This is a genomic window from Acinetobacter sp. YH12043, from assembly GCF_013419915.1.
In the GTDB taxonomy this organism is placed as follows: Bacteria; Pseudomonadota; Gammaproteobacteria; order Pseudomonadales; family Moraxellaceae; genus Acinetobacter.
This window is the reverse complement of sequence record NZ_VOZD01000010.1, coordinates 54,907-71,280: the sequence shown is the minus strand read 5'-3', so window position 1 is coordinate 71,280 and position 16,374 is coordinate 54,907. Positions and strand designations below refer to the sequence as shown.

Here is a 16,374-nt window from a genome sequence, read left to right as displayed (position 1 = left end):
GGTGAAGTTGAATAAGGAATATTGAATTTCATCCGCTAATAAATAATTAAAAACTTAATTTTTTTCGGAGCATTTTGCTCTCAATATAATAAGTACAATGCTATGAAAAATATAACGAAGAAAGTCTATATCGTGCCTGACTATCAGGCGACCTCAAATGACCACTGGTATCCGTGGTTAAGCCGGCAGATCAAAGACGCCGGGTTCGAGGCCAAACGGATCATGCTGGCCAATCCTTTTCAACCCGATCTGGAAGAATGGCAGCACAACCTGAAACTGCAGATTCCACATCTGGATGAGCATAGTTTCATTGTTGCGCATGGCTTGGGTGGCTTAAGTGCTCTAAAGTTTCTCGAAGAACACTATAACCGTACACAGTTGAAAATTGGCGGGCTAATGCTGGTCGCAGCTTTTGATACACCACTGGTGGCCTGGTCGGAACTAAACAAAATGGTGCAGGCAGTAAAGCTAGATCTGAACAATTTATCACTTGGCGCCAAACGTTTTGTAATGCTGCTTTCCAGCAATAATCCTTATGTGCCTGCACCGATTTCACTGCGTTTGGGCCATAGCCTGAATGCACAGATTTTTGAAATCAAAAATGCAGGGCATTTTAACAAGCTGGATGGCTATGCAGATTTTTCAAAGTTGCTCGAGCTGCTCAAACTGTGTTTGGCAAATGATCTGCAAAATGCTGCAGGCCTTTAAGCAATAAATCGGGTTCAATAATAGGCTGAAACCGTTCGAGATGCTGGGCAAAGAGTGCAGCATCTCCACCGGTCAGGATCAGCTGTGCCGGAAAATCTTGCAGTACTTTTTCAATGGTACTGAGCAGACCGAATAAAATGCCATGATGTACGGCATCAATGGTATTGCGCCCAGGACTGAGTTCCTCGAAAGCTGCATCCGGGATTTTAATGCCTTTGGTATTCTGGATCAGGGAATCGCGCTGTAAATACAGATTCGGCAGGATATAACCGCCGAGATGTTTTTGACCTTGGGCAAGATCAATGGTCAGGGCAGTCCCACAGCTAATCACACAGTAATTTTGCTGAGTTGACTTGGCAACGGCCAGCACTTGCAACCAGCGATCGATCCCAAGCTGGGAAGGATCATCATAGCCACAGATCAGACCGGCATAGCGTGCCTGTACCTTGGCAAAAACTACAGGAATGTTCAGGCAGGTCAGAATCGATTGAATTCGGATATTATTCGCTTTATCTAGCACGGAAGAAATTCCGACCTGATGCAAGCCCAAACTCTTAAAATGCTGAATCAGACCAAGAAGTAAGTCGGCAGGGGATTGCAAATGCATTTCCGCAGCATGTTCAATGATCTGGTTCTGCTCCGTAATCCAGTACTTGAGTCGTGTATTGCCGATATCCAACCATAATTTTTTCATTGAGTTATGCCTGATTAGCCGCCGTTTTTAAGACGGAGTTGCCCCTGATAAAATGTCTGCGTACCTGCATCCGCTTCAATAATGACTGCACCATCGTCTTGAATGCCGAGGAAAGTTCCGGAATATTGGCCCTGAATATCAGTAAATTCAACTGTTTGCTGGAAAAATGCAGCATATTGGTTAAACCGTGCCGGCAGATTCTGACTGCCATAATTAAACCATTCCCCCGCTTGCTGAATAGCCAGATATAACTCGGCAATCAGATCCACGCGTGAAGCATGCTGTAGTCCCAATTCAGTCAGAGAAGTCACCTGCTGGTCTGGAATGCTTTCCGTGAGTGGACTGACATTGATCCCGACACCAACCACCACCTGTTGGGTCGAAATCGGTTCAATCAGAATGCCGCCCCATTTCCCCTGCAGGCTGTACAGGTCATTGGGCCATTTCACTTGCAAGTCCAGTCCTTTTAGACTTGGCATTTGCAGGATATTTAACGCAATTTCCAGCGCCAGACGACCATCGATTGCTTTTTGTGTATGCAGCAATGTGCTTAAATAGATGTTCCCCTCAGGAGAAATCCACTGACGTTGACGCTGTCCACGTCCTTGGGTTTGCACGCGGCTACACACCAGTACCTGTTGTACCCCTTTGGTTGCCAGTTCCCGGACATCGTCATTGGTCGATGTGGTAATGGGCTTGATCAGCAACACTTCAGGAAGCTGGCCTGCTTGACTTAAACGTTGCTGCAGTTCGCGAGTTTCTACATCCATTTGAATCTAAACGTGGTAAATGTCGTTATGGAGTTAATCATATATTTATTGATTGGTGCAATTGCAGGATTTGCCGCAGGCCTGTTTGGCGTGGGTGGTGGCCTGATTATCGTGCCAATTCTGTACATTGTTTTTACCCAGCTCCAGTACGATCCAAGCGTGATTATGCATATGGCAGTCGGAACTTCTCTGGCCACAATTATTGTGACCTCAATCAGTTCGGTGATGGCACATCACCAAAGAGGAGCAGTGTTATGGGATGTAGTGCGTAATCTGGCACCTGGCCTGGTCATTGGCTCATTCTTGGGAGCTGGTATTGCAGATTATTTATCGGGCCAAGGTCTGCAATTGCTGATTGGCTTCTTTGCAGTCTGGATTGCATTCAGAATGTTTAGAGGCGTGCATTATCAGGTTGATCCGAATCAGAAATTGCCTTCAGCCGCATTACAGTTGGCAGCGGGTGGTGGCATTGGCGTGGCATCGGCCATATTCGGGATTGGTGGCGGCAGTTTGACTGTGCCTTTCCTGAATCGTTGTGGTGTCGTCATCCAGAAAGCAGTAGCCACTTCTGCTGCCTGCGGTTTGCCGATCGCAGTGGCTGGTGCCTTAGGTTTTATCTGGTTTGGTCAGAAAGCTGAAGTCGAAGTACCAAATACGATTGGTTATATTCATATTTATGCGTTTATTGGTATTAGTGTGATGAGTTTTATCACTGCAAAATTTGGTGCAAAAGTGGCGCATTTATTATCACCAGTTCTATTAAAAAAATGTTTTGCGGCCTTATTGACTACAGTTGGTCTGTATTTTATCTATCAAGGCTTTACTGCCTGAACTACTCATTTTTTATCAGCTAAATTTTTTGAGGAGAATGGGTCACTATTCTCCTTTTTCTTTGACTGGGTTGGCTGTATAGACACAAGATTGTCTGACAATGTCAAAGTATTTTCTGCAAAAAAGCCGTTTAATAACTGAAAAGTCATCCAGAATGACTGCACTTGCATCAATAAAAATAAGACAGGAACAGTATGCAACAACAAGAAGCACACAGTTTGTCTGAACAGATTGCCAAGCATATCAGTGAACAGATTATCCGGGGTGAACTGGTTGAAGGCGAACGCATCCAGGAACTCAGAATTGCATCGGAACTTGACGTCAGTCGGGGATCAGTCCGTGAAGCCTTGCTCTTGCTTGAACGTACCCAGCTGATTGAAATCTTCCCGCGTCGTGGCGCCATTGTTTCGGAAATGTCGGCCATGCAGGTTCGTGCCCTGTTTGACCTGACCTCTTTATTGCTGGGGCAGATGGTACATCGCATGGCAGAGACCTGGCGCAGTCATGAGGCAGAGCGCATTCAGCTACTATTAGAACAATTGGAAGCCGAAACCCGCCAAGGCCATACCGAAAAGTTTTATGATTTGATCTTTCAGGGAATGGCCCAGCAACAGGAGATGGTCGGTAATCTTTACCTGATGCGCTACTATCAGGAACTATTACCATCTTTACGCCGTAGCTATTTTCTGACCCTGAATATTTCAAGACGTGAGCTACAGGAATCTTTTGAATTATTTAAACTGGTGACGGAAGCGATTTTAATTCGTAAATCCCATCAGGCGACGTTATTTATGGAAGATTTTTGTCGACACTTGCGCAACCTTGTGTTGGAATCTCTGACACGGATGAAACAAATTGAACTCGCGTGGGCCAGACGCTCACGACGTTAAATCAGGACACTATGCGTTTAAGCAGTTTAAAACTTTCAGGCTTCAAATCTTTTGCTGACAGTACCACCTTACACTTCAAGGATAACCGGACTGCAGTGGTGGGACCCAATGGTTGTGGTAAATCAAATGTGATTGATGCCATACGCTGGGTGATGGGTGAGTCCAGTGCGCGCCAACTACGTGGTGGCAGCATGCAGGATGTGATTTTTACCGGAACAGCCAAGCGCAAACCGGTGGGCATCGCCAGTGTAGAACTGCGTTTTGATAATACTTATGGCAAGCTGGGCGGTGCGTATAATGCCTATAATGAGCTGGCAGTGCGTCGTCAGGTCAACCGTGATGGCAAGTCTGAATATTTCCTGAATGGCACTAAATGCCGACGTCGTGATATTACCGATATTTTCTTGGGAACCGGTCTGGGGCCGCGTTCTTATGCAATTATTGAACAGGGCATGATTAACCGTCTGGTAGATGCCAAGCCGGAAGAAATGCGGGTTTTTATTGAAGAAGCTGCCGGGGTTTCCCGTTATCAGGCACGTCGCCGCGAGACCATGCTGCATCTGGATCACACGACGCAGAACCTGTCGCGTCTGGAAGATATTGCCTCTGAACTCAAGTCTCAGCTTAAAACCTTGAAACGCCAGTCAGAAACTGCCATTCAATATAAGGAACTGGAAGGCCAGATCCGTACCATCAAGATTGAAATCCTGTCGTTCCAGTGTGAGCAGAGCCAGCGTCTGCAAGAAGAATATACTGTGCAGATGAATACGCTGGGCGAGAATTTTAAGCTGGTACGTTCTGAATTGACTACTGTTGAGCATGATCTGGGAGCGACCAGTGAACTGTTCCAGCGCTTGATTCAACAGTCCACACCGCTACAAACTGAATGGCAACAGGCTGAGAAAAAGCTCAGCGAACTGGAAATGACCCTGCAGCAAAAGCAGTCCTTATTGCAGCAGAACTCAAGCAGTCTGGTGAAGCTGGAAGAACAAAAAGCACAAACCAAAGAACGTTTACAGCTGATTGAATTGCAACTGGACACCCTGCATCAACAACTCGAAGATCAGACTGCACAATTGCAGAAGCAGGAAGGTCAAAGTCAGGAACAAAACCAGGGTCTGACTGATCTGAAATCCCAGCAAGGCACAATTGCTGCCCAGTTTGCTCAAATTAAAACCCAGGTTGAGCAACAGCAACAACGTAAACAGCAAATGCTGGCGCAAAGTGAACAGCTGGCTAAAAATATTGTCCGGATTGAACAGCAAAAAGAAACCTTGCAACAGCAGGCAGCACAAATTCAGCAGCAGGCGCAGCAAGATGAGCTGGAACAGTATCAGACTGATAGAGCTGAAACTGAACAGCAAATCACTGGCTTTGAGGCTCAGCTCAAAACACTGAAAACTGAGCTTGAGCAGCTACAGGCAGAACAGGCAAGCCAGCAGCAATTGCTCATGCAGCTGAAATCAGAAATTCAGGTGCTGCAATCAGAACGCAAAAACCTGAGCCAGTTACTGACCAAAGCCAATCCAAACGCCAAAGCGGATGCGGTGCAGTTAATGCAAGTGCTGAAGCTGAATCCACAGGCCAAAGCTTATGCCAGTTTGATTGAAAAGTTCCTGGCGAAATGGCTTTCTGCACAAGTATTAGAAGAAACTGAGCATTTTCTGGAAAATAGTGCACGCCAGCTCAAAGCTCAGACGACACAGGATAATATTCAGCTTGATGGACTCCCTTGTTTAGCAGACTGGATTGAAGCACCTCAATATTCGCTCTGGCAACAGGTGGCCGTAGCTGAGAACTTTAAACAGGCGCTTGGTTTACAAACGCAGTTGCATACAGGCCAGTCGATCTTAAGTCTGGATGGCTATCATGTCGGTCCCGACTGGATGATTGCACTGGATTATGATGAAGCCAGTCAGGCGGGACAAGGGGCACTGAGTCATCGTATCCGTCTGGATGAAATCGAGCAGCAACTGGCTCAGCTTGAACCGAAATTCGCAGATCTAGAGCAACAGCTTCCTGAACTCACTGCTCAAGTAAAAGCTTTGCAAAGCCAGATTCAAAGCATCAATGAGCAGCAGAAGCAGGCACAAAAGCAGTTACAACAGCTTGATCTGAACATTGCCAAAGTTCAGAGTGCGACGCAGGCCTTTGCGGTACAGAAACAGCAATTGCAGAACCAGTTACAGCAACTGGATGAGCAGCTGGAAGAAGATGCGATGCAGAAAGATGATCTGGAAATTGATCTGCATGCACTGAATCTGAAACTGGAACAGGCACTGCCCAACTACAAGACCTTGCAATTTCAGTTGGAAGAACTCAATGCTCAACTTGAAGACTCACAGCTAGTCACTCAGCAGGCGCAGCAGGAATTAGAAGTACTGCGCCGTCAAACAGTACAAAGCCAGCAGCAGGCTGAACTGCTAGAAAAAGACCAGCTGTTTTTAAAAGAACAATATCAGCAGATTATTGCGCAAATAGAACAGGCTAAAAAGTTTGTTGATCCGGTACAGCTGGAATTGCCTGCTTTACAGAGCCAGTTTAATGAACAGGCGCTGATTACGGAAAAACTGCAAAAAACCTGGGCAGACTGGCAGATCGAGCTGAATCAGATCCAGAGCAAGCAGCAGCACCTGACTGAGCAGCGCCATACTTTCCAGCAGCAGGATGAACAACTGCGTACTGAACTTGAAGCCAAACGTCTGGCTTGGCAAGCTGCCAGATCTGATTTACAGCATTATTCAGAACAACTGAAAGAGTTGAATAGTGAAGTAATTTCAGGGCTGAATATTGATGTAAAAGTACATCAGGCCAAACTAGAAAAAGCCCAGGCTCAATTCGATAAACTGGGTGCGGTGAATCTGGCAGCTTCTGAAGAGTATGAAGAAGTTTCGAAACGTTATGACGAACTCAGCCATCAGATTCAGGATCTGGAAAATACCGTTGAACAGCTGCAGGCAGCAATGAAAAGTATTGATCAGGAAACCCGTAAGCTGTTTATGAATACCTTCGATCAGGTCAATGCCGAGCTACAAAACCTGTTCCCGAAAGTATTTGAGGGCGGTGAAGCGAGTTTAAGTCTTGAAGATGGATGGCAATCGGGTGTAAAACTGATGGCACGCCCACCAGGGAAGCGCAATAGCTCACTGGCATTGCTTTCTGGTGGTGAAAAGGCTTTAACCGCATTAGCACTGGTCTTTGCAATTTTCCGACTAAATCCGGCACCGTTCTGTGTATTGGACGAAGTGGATGCACCGCTGGACGATGCCAATGTGGGACGTTTTTGTAATTTAGTCAAAGAGCTTTCTGAACAAGTGCAATTTATTTATATTACCCATAACAAACTTGCAATGATGATGGCGACTGATCTTTTAGGTGTAACCATGCCTGAACCGGGAACCTCAAAATTAGTGACAGTAAATTTGGAACAGGCAAAAGAATACGGCTTAGCTGCGGAGGTATAACATGGAAATCACCACAATTATCGGGATTGTTATTGCAATTGTGATTATGCTATTCGGCATAAGACTGATCTTGAAAAAACCTGCGGAGGCTGTACCGTCACTGGATGCGGATCTTCATATTGATCCTGACAGCCAGACTCCGGTTATTCCGAGGCATGTACGTTCTCAACTGTCTAAAACCGAAAGTCCGGCAGCTGCACGTGTTGAACCGAGTCTGAATGAAGAAGTGGTAGACAACATTGCACCTGAGACAGAACAAAAAGAAGCAGTCAAAGTAGAGCCAACTTTGACTGAAACCGCCCAGCCAGAAACCAAAGCAGCAAGTCCGCTCGATACACAGGTGGTTGCAGAGGAAGCAGCCAAAACAGAAGAAAACACTACGTCAGCTGAACAAGAAAACAAGCCTGAAACAGTAGAAGTAGCAGAAGAAGAAAAAGAGCCTAAAGCCGCTGAATTTAGCCTGAATAGTAATATTGAAAAAGCTGAAATTTCTGACTTTAATGATGAAAGCAGTATTCTGGATGCACATCTCCATGAGCAAAAAATTGTGGATGAAGAATGTTCGCTAGCCAATGCTGAAACGATTATTTCATTGCATGTTTATCCACAAGGCCGTGCACTGTCAGGTGAAAAAACCTTGAAAGTTTTACTGAAATATGGCCTGCGTTATGGTGAGTTGGCATGTTTCCATCGTTATAGTGAAGATGGCTCGAAACTGCTATTTTCGGTGTTGCGTATGGCGGATACCGGTATGGAAGGTTTTGACCTAGAAACTTTGTCGACTGAAGAAGTCAAAGGTCTGGCGTTCTTCTTGGCTTTACCGCATAGCGATGTACAGAATGCCTTCGATACCATGGACAGCATTTCACGTCTGATTGCGCGTGAAGTGGATGGTCTGGTCTATGATCAGAACCAGCAGGAAATGACCCCGCAATTACGTGAATTCTGGCGTCATCAGGCGATTGACTATCGTGCTGGACAGACTGCAGAAGTTTAATATTCCAATATTGAATCTGCAAAATCCGATTTTTATAATAGCGAAAAGCTGAATATTGTATAGGGCGGATTTTCCGCCCTTTTTTATGGTGAAATTATGACCCAAGATGCCACTGTCATTGCGCAAATGCGTCAATTGATTCAACTGCTTGCTAAGCATAATCATGCTTATTATGTGATGGATCAACCTACGATTGAAGACAGTGAATATGATCAGCTCTTTCATCAGCTCAAAGCCTTAGAAGAACAATATCCACATTTACAACAGCCAGACACGCCGACAGTTAAAGTAGGCGGTCAGGCACTTTCCAAATTTCTGACTGTAACGCATGCAGTGCCAATGCTGTCTTTGGGCAACGTGTTCAATCAGGATGACCTGTTTGCTTTCGCACGCCGTATTGAAGAACGCTTACCCAATCAAAAGATCGAATACGATGTTGAGCTGAAATTTGACGGTCTGGCAATTTCCCTCTGGTATGAACATGGCGTACTGGTTCGTGGTGTCACCCGTGGTGATGGGGAAACTGGAGAAGATATTACCCAGAATGTCAAAACCATCCGTAACCTGCCGAAATTTCTGTCTCCAGTGAATGGCGTGATTCCAGAATTACTGGAAGTGCGTGGCGAAGTGCTAATGCCGAAATCCGGCTTTGAACGCCTGAATGCGGCCAATGCAGCGAAAGGTGAAAAAACCTTTGCCAATCCACGTAACGCCGCGGCCGGCAGTTTACGCCAGCTTGATCCGAATATTGCAGCTTCTCGACCTTTGGCTTTTTATGCTTATGGAATTGCCCAGTGTGTTCCTCATCATGGTCAAACCACAATGTCAGGCAGTCTGGAATGGCTACAGCAGTTTGGCTTTGCTGTTGGTGAGCGGCATTTTATCTGCAGTAGCATCCAGGAAGTGCAAAAGGTTTACGAGCAGATCATTGAAGAACGTTCAAAGCTTAGTGTCGAAATCGATGGTATGGTCATTAAGGTCAATGACCTTAAACAGCAACAAAAACTGGGTTTCTTGAGCCGTGAACCACGTTGGGCAACGGCTTATAAATTCCCGGCAGTGGCTGCATTGACCACTGTTGAAAATATTGACTGGCAAGTGGGTCGTACCGGGACTCTAACGCCTGTAGCACGGTTGAATCCGGTTGCAGTGGGTGGTGTAACCGTTTCCAATGTAACGCTGCATAATATTGGTGAAATTCACCGTCTGGATGTAAGAATTGGGGATACCGTCAGTGTCTATCGTAGTGGTGACGTGATTCCTAAGGTAGAAAAAGTCTGGCCAGAATTCCGTCCTGCCAATGCGGTAGAAGTGCATTTACCTGAGAATTGTCCGGTGTGCGGTTCTCCAGTCGTTATGCCAGAAGGTGAAGCCTTGGCACGCTGTTCAGGTGAACTGTATTGTGCGGCGCAGCGTATCGAGACCATCCGTCACTTTGTTTCGCGTAAGGCTATGGATATCGAAGGTCTGGGCGATCGCTGGGTGGAGTCACTGTTACATCTCAATCTTTTGAAAGATGTGTCGGATATTTATCACTTGCATGAGCATCGTGAGCAATTACTGCAAATCGAAAAAATGGGTGAAAAGTCCGTTCAAAATCTCATTGATTCGATTGAGAACAGCAAGAAAACTACATTGGCAGCGTTTATTTATGCGCTCGGGATTCGTGGCGTAGGTGAAACGACAGCACGTATGCTGGCCAATACTTTCCAGACTCTCGACGCTTTACGTAGTGCTGATGTAGACGCTTTAAAAAAAACACCGGATGTTGGTGATATTACCGCAGAATGGATTGTTGATTTCTTCCAGGCACCGCATAACCTGGAAGTATTGGATCGCTTGTTGGCTGCCGGTATTCATTGGGATGCGCCAATTGCACCAACGCGCCAACCACTGAATGGTGAAAGCTGGGTAGTGACTGGAACTTTAAGTTCTATGGGACGTGATGAAGCGACGCAATTACTGCAAGCATTAGGTGCACGGGTCAGTGGCAGTGTCTCTAGCAAGACCAAATGCGTGGTGGCGGGTGAAAAAGCCGGTTCTAAGCTCGATAAAGCAGAAAAACTCGGTGTGCCCGTGATCAATGAAGCGCAATTTATTGCTTTGATGAAGGAGCATGGGCAAATCGAAGAATAATTAGCTCTAAACAATGACTCAAATAAAAAAGACACCCAGGATGATGAATCTTAAGGTGTCTTTTTTATTGCTAGTTCAAAACTATAGGTGAATGAGAGGGGAGGATAGACAAATACAAGGACGGGTTCGGTAATGTAAGTTGAATTCACGTACAATAGATTCATTTGCAGGTATAGATCCTGCCTGATTGATTCTGTTCTCCCTTTGATGATTGGCATACACATGGCGCAAGCAAAGAAATCTTTTCCGCAACAAAAATCGCAATTACATGCACGAAATCTGCATCGCAGTCGTTACGATTTTCCTCAGCTCATCCTGAGTTGTCCGGAACTAGCACCTTTTGTCAGCCCGAATCAATACAACGATCTTTCAGTCAATTTTTCTGATCCACTGGCTGTGAAAATGCTCAATAAAGCATTGCTCAAGCATTTTTACGGCATTCAATATTGGGATATTCCTCAAGATTATCTTTGCCCACCGATTCCGGGTAGAGCCGACTATATTCACTATTTGGCTGACCTGTTAAGTCTCAATAATAACGGTCAGATTCCAACAGGACACGCCGTTCACGTATTAGATATTGGGGTAGGGGCGAACTGTATTTATCCGATCATTGGGCATCGTAGTTATGGTTGGAAATTTGTTGGCTCAGACATTCATTCGGCATCGGTTAAAAGTGCTCAATTTATTGTGGAGGCAAATCCAAATCTCAGGAAGGGGATTCAGATTCGATTGCAAAAGACACCGAGCAATATTTTCAAAGGTGTGATTAAACCTTCAGATCGTTTTGATTTGACCCTGTGTAACCCACCATTTCATGCTTCACAAGATGAGGCAAATGCCACAGCAACGCAAAAATTACGCAAACTTGGCAAACCGGTTGATCGGTCTAAAGTGGTGTTAAACTTTGGTGGACAAAAGAACGAGCTGTGGTGTGACGGTGGAGAAGAACGCTTTGTTTGCCAAATGGTACAAGAGAGCACACAGTTTGCTGAGCAATGTCTTTGGTTTAGTACACTGGTTTCTAAGAAAACCACATTGCCTATGCTGTTAAATACCTTGCGTAAGTGCGGTGCAGTGGATGTAAAAACTATTAAAATGACGCAGGGGCAAAAAGAGAGTCGTTTTGTGGCTTGGACTTTTCTAGATACAAAGCAACAGCAAGCGTGGAAAAATGCGCGTTGGACTTCTGCTTAGCTTGTTTTTATGCAGGAATAGTGAGCTTGTGGGCGCATAAGTCGGTGTAGTAGCTCAAATTTAATCTGACAGACACCATAAAAAATCGGTCACTGTCAGATCAGGTTTGAGCTCGTACAATTAAGGAATATATTTCTTCACCACACCGTCATCCAGCAATTGCTGGAAATGTTCGACCAAGCTTTCTTTTACTGGACGATATTCCAGACCGAGTTCATCCTTACTTTTTTGGGCATTAAAGAAAATTGGATAACCCATATTGAGTTCAACAAATTTACGGCTAAAGCCTGCCAGAGGACCAAAAATCTTGAAGGCCGTTTTTGGCAACTGGTTGCGTGGAAACGGGAATTTAGGACCAAACGCTTCACGCAGGATTTTACCCATTTCTAGCAGGCTCAAAGTCTCACTACAGATAATATAACGGCCATGCGCTTCCGGATTAAATGCAGCACGGATATGGGCTTCCGCAACATCTTGAACATCCACCACACCATTCCACATTGGTGGAACACCCAGCAAGGTCATGCCATTGGCAAACTGTTGCAGAACTTCCACACTGCCTGATTGAGTATTAGGCGTTAAGGATTCCCCAAAGACCAGTGCCGGATTGATACAGATCAGATCCCAGCGATCCTGCGCTTCCGCCATTTCCCAAGCTTTGCGTTCTGCCATGACTTTGGAATATGGATAAGGCTGATGGGTTTCTGAACTGGTGGTATTCCAGTGAGATTCATCAAAACTGGTGTGCTCGGTTTGCAAAATATCAATCGCATCGCCATACGTTGAGGCAATACTTGAGGTGACAATCACACGTTTGACAGATTCAGTTTTATTGACGCTATTCAGCACATTTTGCGTACCCAGAATTGCCGGTTCAATAATGTCTTTGAGCGCATCTTTATAATTGGTGACCACAAAAGGCGAGGCCATATGAAAGACAATTTCACAACCTTCCATGGCCGCATCAAAAGAACCGGGCTTGAGCAGGTTAGCTTCAAACAGCTTTAAGGTCCCCGGGCTGCTGTCTGCAATTTGTTCAAGGTGTGTATAACTCTGGGTTTTATTCAGGTCACGTACAGTGGCGTGTACGGTATAACCTTGTTTTAAAAGTTTCTGGATCACCCAACTGGCGATATAGCCAGATGCGCCGGTGACCAGAACAGGTGCTGTGCTATGTTGTAATGTCATATTTAAACCGTTGTTGTTTTGACTTCTTTCATCGTAGGCACAATTATGCATGAACCAGGCCAAACAGGTGAGTCCAAGATAAAAATAAGCAACAAGATAAGTGCTTATTAATATTTACAAAAATTAACGTTTGAATATTCCAGCTTGCTAGAATGAATAAAAACGGAACGAAAAATGCAAGATGTTGTTTTATAAATGGGATTTGGCCGAACAGAGAGCGTAAATGCAAGTGCTTCTCATTTTAATTATATAAAAATCAGACATTTACCATAATTTTGCTTTTGCAAATCAAACATCTTTTCTCCATAATAAGATGATAAAAGCAGGGAGTAATTCAAATGCGCGGTAATCCAGAAGTCGTAGATTATTTAAATATGCTGATCGGTGGCGAACTGGCTGCTCGTGATCAATACCTGATTCACTCTCGTATGTATGAAGATTGGGGTCTGACGAAAATCTTTGAACGCATCGACCATGAAATGCAGGAAGAAGCACAGCATGCAGATGCCCTGATCCGTCGTGTCCTTTTTCTTGAAGGTACGCCAAATATGCAGCGTGATGACATCGAAGTTGGTGAAGATGTGGTGACCTGCCTGAAAGCTGACCTGAAGCTTGAGTATCATGTCCGTGAAAAGCTGGCTCAAGGGGTCAAACTTTGTGAAGAGAAGGGCGATTATGTGACCCGTGACATGCTGCGCCAGCAAATGTCGGATACGGAAGAAGATCATACTTACTGGTTAGAAAAACAGTTACGTTTGATCGAGCTGATTGGTCTACAAAACTATATCCAGTCACAAATGTAAGATATTGAATAATAAAAAAACCCAGCAGATGCTGGGTTTTTTGATTCTATAGACTTAAGAATTGTTGTTACTGACAATTCCGATTTTTTTCACTTCCAGACGCTGAGCCGCAGCCATCACCATCGCGATATGCTTGTATTCAGTTGCACGATCAGCCTTGATTTTAATCTGATCCTGATCGGCTTTTTGCGCCACGGTCTTGAATAAGGCTTCTAGCGCTTGAGCATTGGCCACTGGCTGATCATTCCAGAAGATTTGGCCTTGAGCATCGAGACGTAAATTCACAATCTCTGGCGGTTTTTCCTCAGTTGGTGGTGGTGTACCATTCGGCAGGTTGATATTAATCGAATTATTCGGCAATGGAATAGTGATAATAAACATAATCAGCAAGACCAGCATGACATCAATCAATGGTGTCATGTTGACGTCCAGCATTACATCATCATCCTGATTTGAGCCAACATTCATTCCCATAACTGGATTCTCCCTCAATCTTAAGGTGAAGCGGGCGGGGTCGTGACAAATGCAATCTTGCCAATACCTGCTTGCTGGGTAGTACTGATGACCTGATCAATCGCTTCAAAAGCTGTTCTTTGATCACCGCGAATATGCACCTCAGGCTGAGGACGTTTCTGGGCTTCTGCCTGTAAACGGGTCAGTAAAATTGCCTTGTCCGGAATATAGGATTCATTCCAGAAAATATCGCCATTTTTATTGACTGCCAGCTGGATATTTTCCGGCTTGGTTTCATACGGGACATTACGTTCTTCAGGCAGATCGACCGGTACGGTATGAATTGCAACCGGTACTGTAATCAGAAAAATAATCAGCAGTACCAGCATCACATCAACCAGAGGCGTGGTATTAATGGTACCAATGACCTCATCATCGCTGTCGTTTGAATTGACCATCATTCCCATGGTTGACCCCCATTTTTATTTTGTGTCGCGGTGAACAGGATTGTTTGAGCTGATTTCGCCGCTTAGTAGTACAGCATGCAGATCAGAACCGAAGGTACGAACTTCTTCCATTACAGCTTTATTACGGCGAGTTAACCAGTTGTAACCAAGTACTGCCGGAACTGCCACAGCCAGACCGATTGCAGTCATGATCAGTGCTTCACCGACCGGACCAGCAACTTTATCGATTGATGCCTGTCCTGAAATACCAATTGCAGTCAGTGCATGGTAAATACCCCAAACGGTACCAAACAGACCTACGAAAGGTGCTGTAGAACCGACTGTAGCAAGGAAGGCCAGACCGCCACTCAGATGGTTCTGGATTTTGTCGATTGCACGTGAAATTGAAATGGTGACCCAGGTATTGAAGTCAATACGCTCAAGTAATGTACCGCCATGATTTTTGGTTGACTTAATCCCTTTTTCCGCAATAAAACGGTAGACGCTGGCTTCATCCAGGTTCTCGGTGGCATTATCCAGAGAAGAAGATTCCCAGAAAGTATTTTCAGCTTGCTTAGCCTGTTTGCGAATCTTGCCTTGTTGTAGGCATTTGCTGATCATGATGTACCAGGTGCCGATCGACATGACAACCAGAATAAACAAAGTGATTTTCGAAACAATATCACCTTCTTTCCACATGGCTTCTAGGCCATAAGGATTGTATCCAGCTTTTTCATCACTAGCTTCATCAGGCAGTGGGGGCGGGGTTGGTGTGGCCGCTGTTGCAGGTGTTGTTACCGCTGTTTCAGTGACAGCACTGGTATTTGGTGTAGCGGACTGTTCTGCAAAAATTGTTTGCAGAGGTAATAAAGTGCTCATGGCAATTACACCGGCAGCAGTCATGTTTTTTAAAGGTTTTAGTGATTTTTTCATCATGGATCTCCTGATTTTTTTCTTTATCTGTTGTATCTGTTAGTCAAGGACAAATTCATAGGGAATGTCATACCAAGATTCTTGCGGTTCGCCATTTTTCATTGCCGGCTTGAAAGTACATAAACTGAAGGCCTTGGATGCTGCACGATCCAGCGCACGACTACCGCTCGACTTTTTCACCTTCGCATCCTGGACCTTGCCGGAGGTATTTACATATACAGAGATCAGGACTTCACCTTGCTCTTCATTCATCAGTGCATCACGTGGATAGTCTGGGCGTTTACATCCTGCTTCACCTTGTGAAACACCACGAGTTACGCCAGCGGGTGGAGGAGCTGGGGCTGGAGCGGCTGCGACTACTGGAGCCGGTGCTGCTACCGGACTTGGTGAAGGACTCGCTGCAACGGGAGTAGGTACTGCAACAGTTGTCGGTTGGGTTGGCGTTGGAAGCGTTTTCTGTACAGGAACTACTTTTTCAACCGGTTTCACCTCAGGCACTTGTGCCACTTTTTCCACGATTTTTGGTGGTTCAGGTGGAGTTTCTTTTGGTGGCTCAGGTTCAGGCGGCTTAATATCTTGAATAATCATTAGTTCAACCGGCTGTTCTGTCGGTTTAATAATGTCTTTTGCCATACCAGCCATGAGTACTAGGCCAACCAGGATATGCAAAAAAACAACGACCCCAATACCAGTCAGTTTTTTGGCGGAGTTTTTTTCTAAGTCTTCAAACTTTGTGCCCATCATGACTCCTAGAATTTAAGACAAACAGGAAATAGTGCACTGATGAGAAAATTGTTTTTAGTTACAGGCAGCATTATTTTTTGTTTGGCTAAAATTAAACGGGGAAAACCGCAAACACCGCTT

15 protein-coding genes are annotated in these 16,374 nt (G+C 45.1%); 8 read left to right on the top strand and 7 right to left on the bottom strand.

All coding sequences use genetic code 11. The annotated features are described in order from the left end of the window. Nucleotides 1-102 precede the first annotated feature (102 nt). A complete protein-coding gene (locus FTU01_RS06725) occupies nucleotides 103-708 on the top strand; it encodes an alpha/beta hydrolase (protein WP_179992863.1) in 606 nt (201 codons plus the stop codon). Here FTU01_RS06725 and FTU01_RS06720 read toward each other — a convergent pair. Together FTU01_RS06720 and FTU01_RS06715 are read right to left on the bottom strand one after the other, a co-directional pair. Beyond that, nucleotides 662-1,402, bottom strand: a complete 741-nt coding sequence (locus FTU01_RS06720) for a type III pantothenate kinase (protein ID WP_180138569.1) — start codon at nucleotides 1,400-1,402, stop codon at nucleotides 662-664. The two genes, FTU01_RS06725 and FTU01_RS06720, sit on opposite strands and share 47 nt — an antisense overlap. Before the next feature lie 14 nt (nucleotides 1,403-1,416). Beyond that, nucleotides 1,417-2,172 carry a biotin--[acetyl-CoA-carboxylase] ligase gene (locus tag FTU01_RS06715; RefSeq protein WP_180138567.1) on the bottom strand — a complete coding sequence of 252 codons (756 nt, stop codon included), beginning with the start codon at nucleotides 2,170-2,172 and terminating at the stop codon, nucleotides 1,417-1,419. A 27-nt stretch (nucleotides 2,173-2,199) separates the two neighbouring features. On the opposite strand from FTU01_RS06715, the gene FTU01_RS06710 reads away from it, so the two are divergent. The 6 genes from FTU01_RS06710 to rlmF all read left to right on the top strand — a co-directional run bounded on the left by FTU01_RS06710 (nucleotide 2,200) and on the right by rlmF (nucleotide 11,687). After that, a complete protein-coding gene (locus FTU01_RS06710) occupies nucleotides 2,200-3,003 on the top strand; it encodes a sulfite exporter TauE/SafE family protein (RefSeq protein WP_180138565.1) in 804 nt (267 codons plus the stop codon). 194 nt (nucleotides 3,004-3,197) lie between these two features. After that, nucleotides 3,198-3,893 (top strand): GntR family transcriptional regulator, encoded by a 696-nt coding sequence (locus FTU01_RS06705; RefSeq protein WP_005234246.1) that lies wholly within the window; start codon nucleotides 3,198-3,200, stop codon nucleotides 3,891-3,893. An 11-nt stretch (nucleotides 3,894-3,904) separates the two neighbouring features. Further along, nucleotides 3,905-7,357 carry a chromosome segregation protein SMC gene (gene smc / locus FTU01_RS06700; RefSeq protein WP_180031843.1) on the top strand — a complete coding sequence of 1,151 codons (3,453 nt, stop codon included), beginning with the start codon at nucleotides 3,905-3,907 and terminating at the stop codon, nucleotides 7,355-7,357. 1 nt (nucleotide 7,358) lies between these two features. Then, nucleotides 7,359-8,354, top strand: a complete 996-nt coding sequence (locus FTU01_RS06695; protein ID WP_004783344.1) for a cell division protein ZipA C-terminal FtsZ-binding domain-containing protein — start codon at nucleotides 7,359-7,361, stop codon at nucleotides 8,352-8,354. Nucleotides 8,355-8,450: 96 nt separating this feature from the next. After that, complete coding sequence (ligA, locus tag FTU01_RS06690; RefSeq protein ID WP_180017063.1) at nucleotides 8,451-10,490, top strand: NAD-dependent DNA ligase LigA; 2,040 nt, start codon at nucleotides 8,451-8,453, stop codon at nucleotides 10,488-10,490. A gap of 222 nt (nucleotides 10,491-10,712) precedes the next feature. Then, nucleotides 10,713-11,687 (top strand): 23S rRNA (adenine(1618)-N(6))-methyltransferase RlmF, encoded by a 975-nt coding sequence (gene rlmF, locus FTU01_RS06685; protein WP_180031807.1) that lies wholly within the window; start codon nucleotides 10,713-10,715, stop codon nucleotides 11,685-11,687. Nucleotides 11,688-11,807: 120 nt separating this feature from the next. On the opposite strand, the gene FTU01_RS06680 is transcribed toward rlmF, so the two are convergent. Next, the gene (locus FTU01_RS06680; RefSeq protein ID WP_034170652.1) at nucleotides 11,808-12,875 is read right to left on the bottom strand and encodes an aldehyde reductase; all 1,068 of its coding nucleotides are present in this window, start codon (nucleotides 12,873-12,875) and stop codon (nucleotides 11,808-11,810) included. 338 nt (nucleotides 12,876-13,213) lie between these two features. Between FTU01_RS06680 and bfr the strand changes: the two genes are divergently transcribed. Further along, complete coding sequence (gene bfr / locus FTU01_RS06675) at nucleotides 13,214-13,678, top strand: bacterioferritin (protein WP_004783337.1); 465 nt, start codon at nucleotides 13,214-13,216, stop codon at nucleotides 13,676-13,678. 54 nt (nucleotides 13,679-13,732) lie between these two features. Here bfr and FTU01_RS06670 read toward each other — a convergent pair whose 3' ends face one another. The 4 genes from FTU01_RS06670 to FTU01_RS06655 are packed head-to-tail and all read right to left on the bottom strand — an operon-like array spanning nucleotide 13,733 to nucleotide 16,251. Continuing rightward, the gene (locus FTU01_RS06670; protein ID WP_004783336.1) at nucleotides 13,733-14,152 is read right to left on the bottom strand and encodes a biopolymer transporter ExbD; all 420 of its coding nucleotides are present in this window, start codon (nucleotides 14,150-14,152) and stop codon (nucleotides 13,733-13,735) included. Nucleotides 14,153-14,172: 20 nt separating this feature from the next. Continuing rightward, entirely contained in the window at nucleotides 14,173-14,598 is a 426-nt protein-coding gene (locus FTU01_RS06665) for a biopolymer transporter ExbD (RefSeq protein ID WP_005234255.1), read from the bottom strand. 15 nt (nucleotides 14,599-14,613) lie between these two features. Next, complete coding sequence (locus tag FTU01_RS06660; RefSeq protein WP_180017059.1) at nucleotides 14,614-15,513, bottom strand: MotA/TolQ/ExbB proton channel family protein; 900 nt, start codon at nucleotides 15,511-15,513, stop codon at nucleotides 14,614-14,616. A 36-nt stretch (nucleotides 15,514-15,549) separates the two neighbouring features. After that, the gene (locus FTU01_RS06655) at nucleotides 15,550-16,251 is read right to left on the bottom strand and encodes an energy transducer TonB (protein WP_086044090.1); all 702 of its coding nucleotides are present in this window, start codon (nucleotides 16,249-16,251) and stop codon (nucleotides 15,550-15,552) included. Between the last annotated feature and the right edge of the window lie 123 nt (nucleotides 16,252-16,374).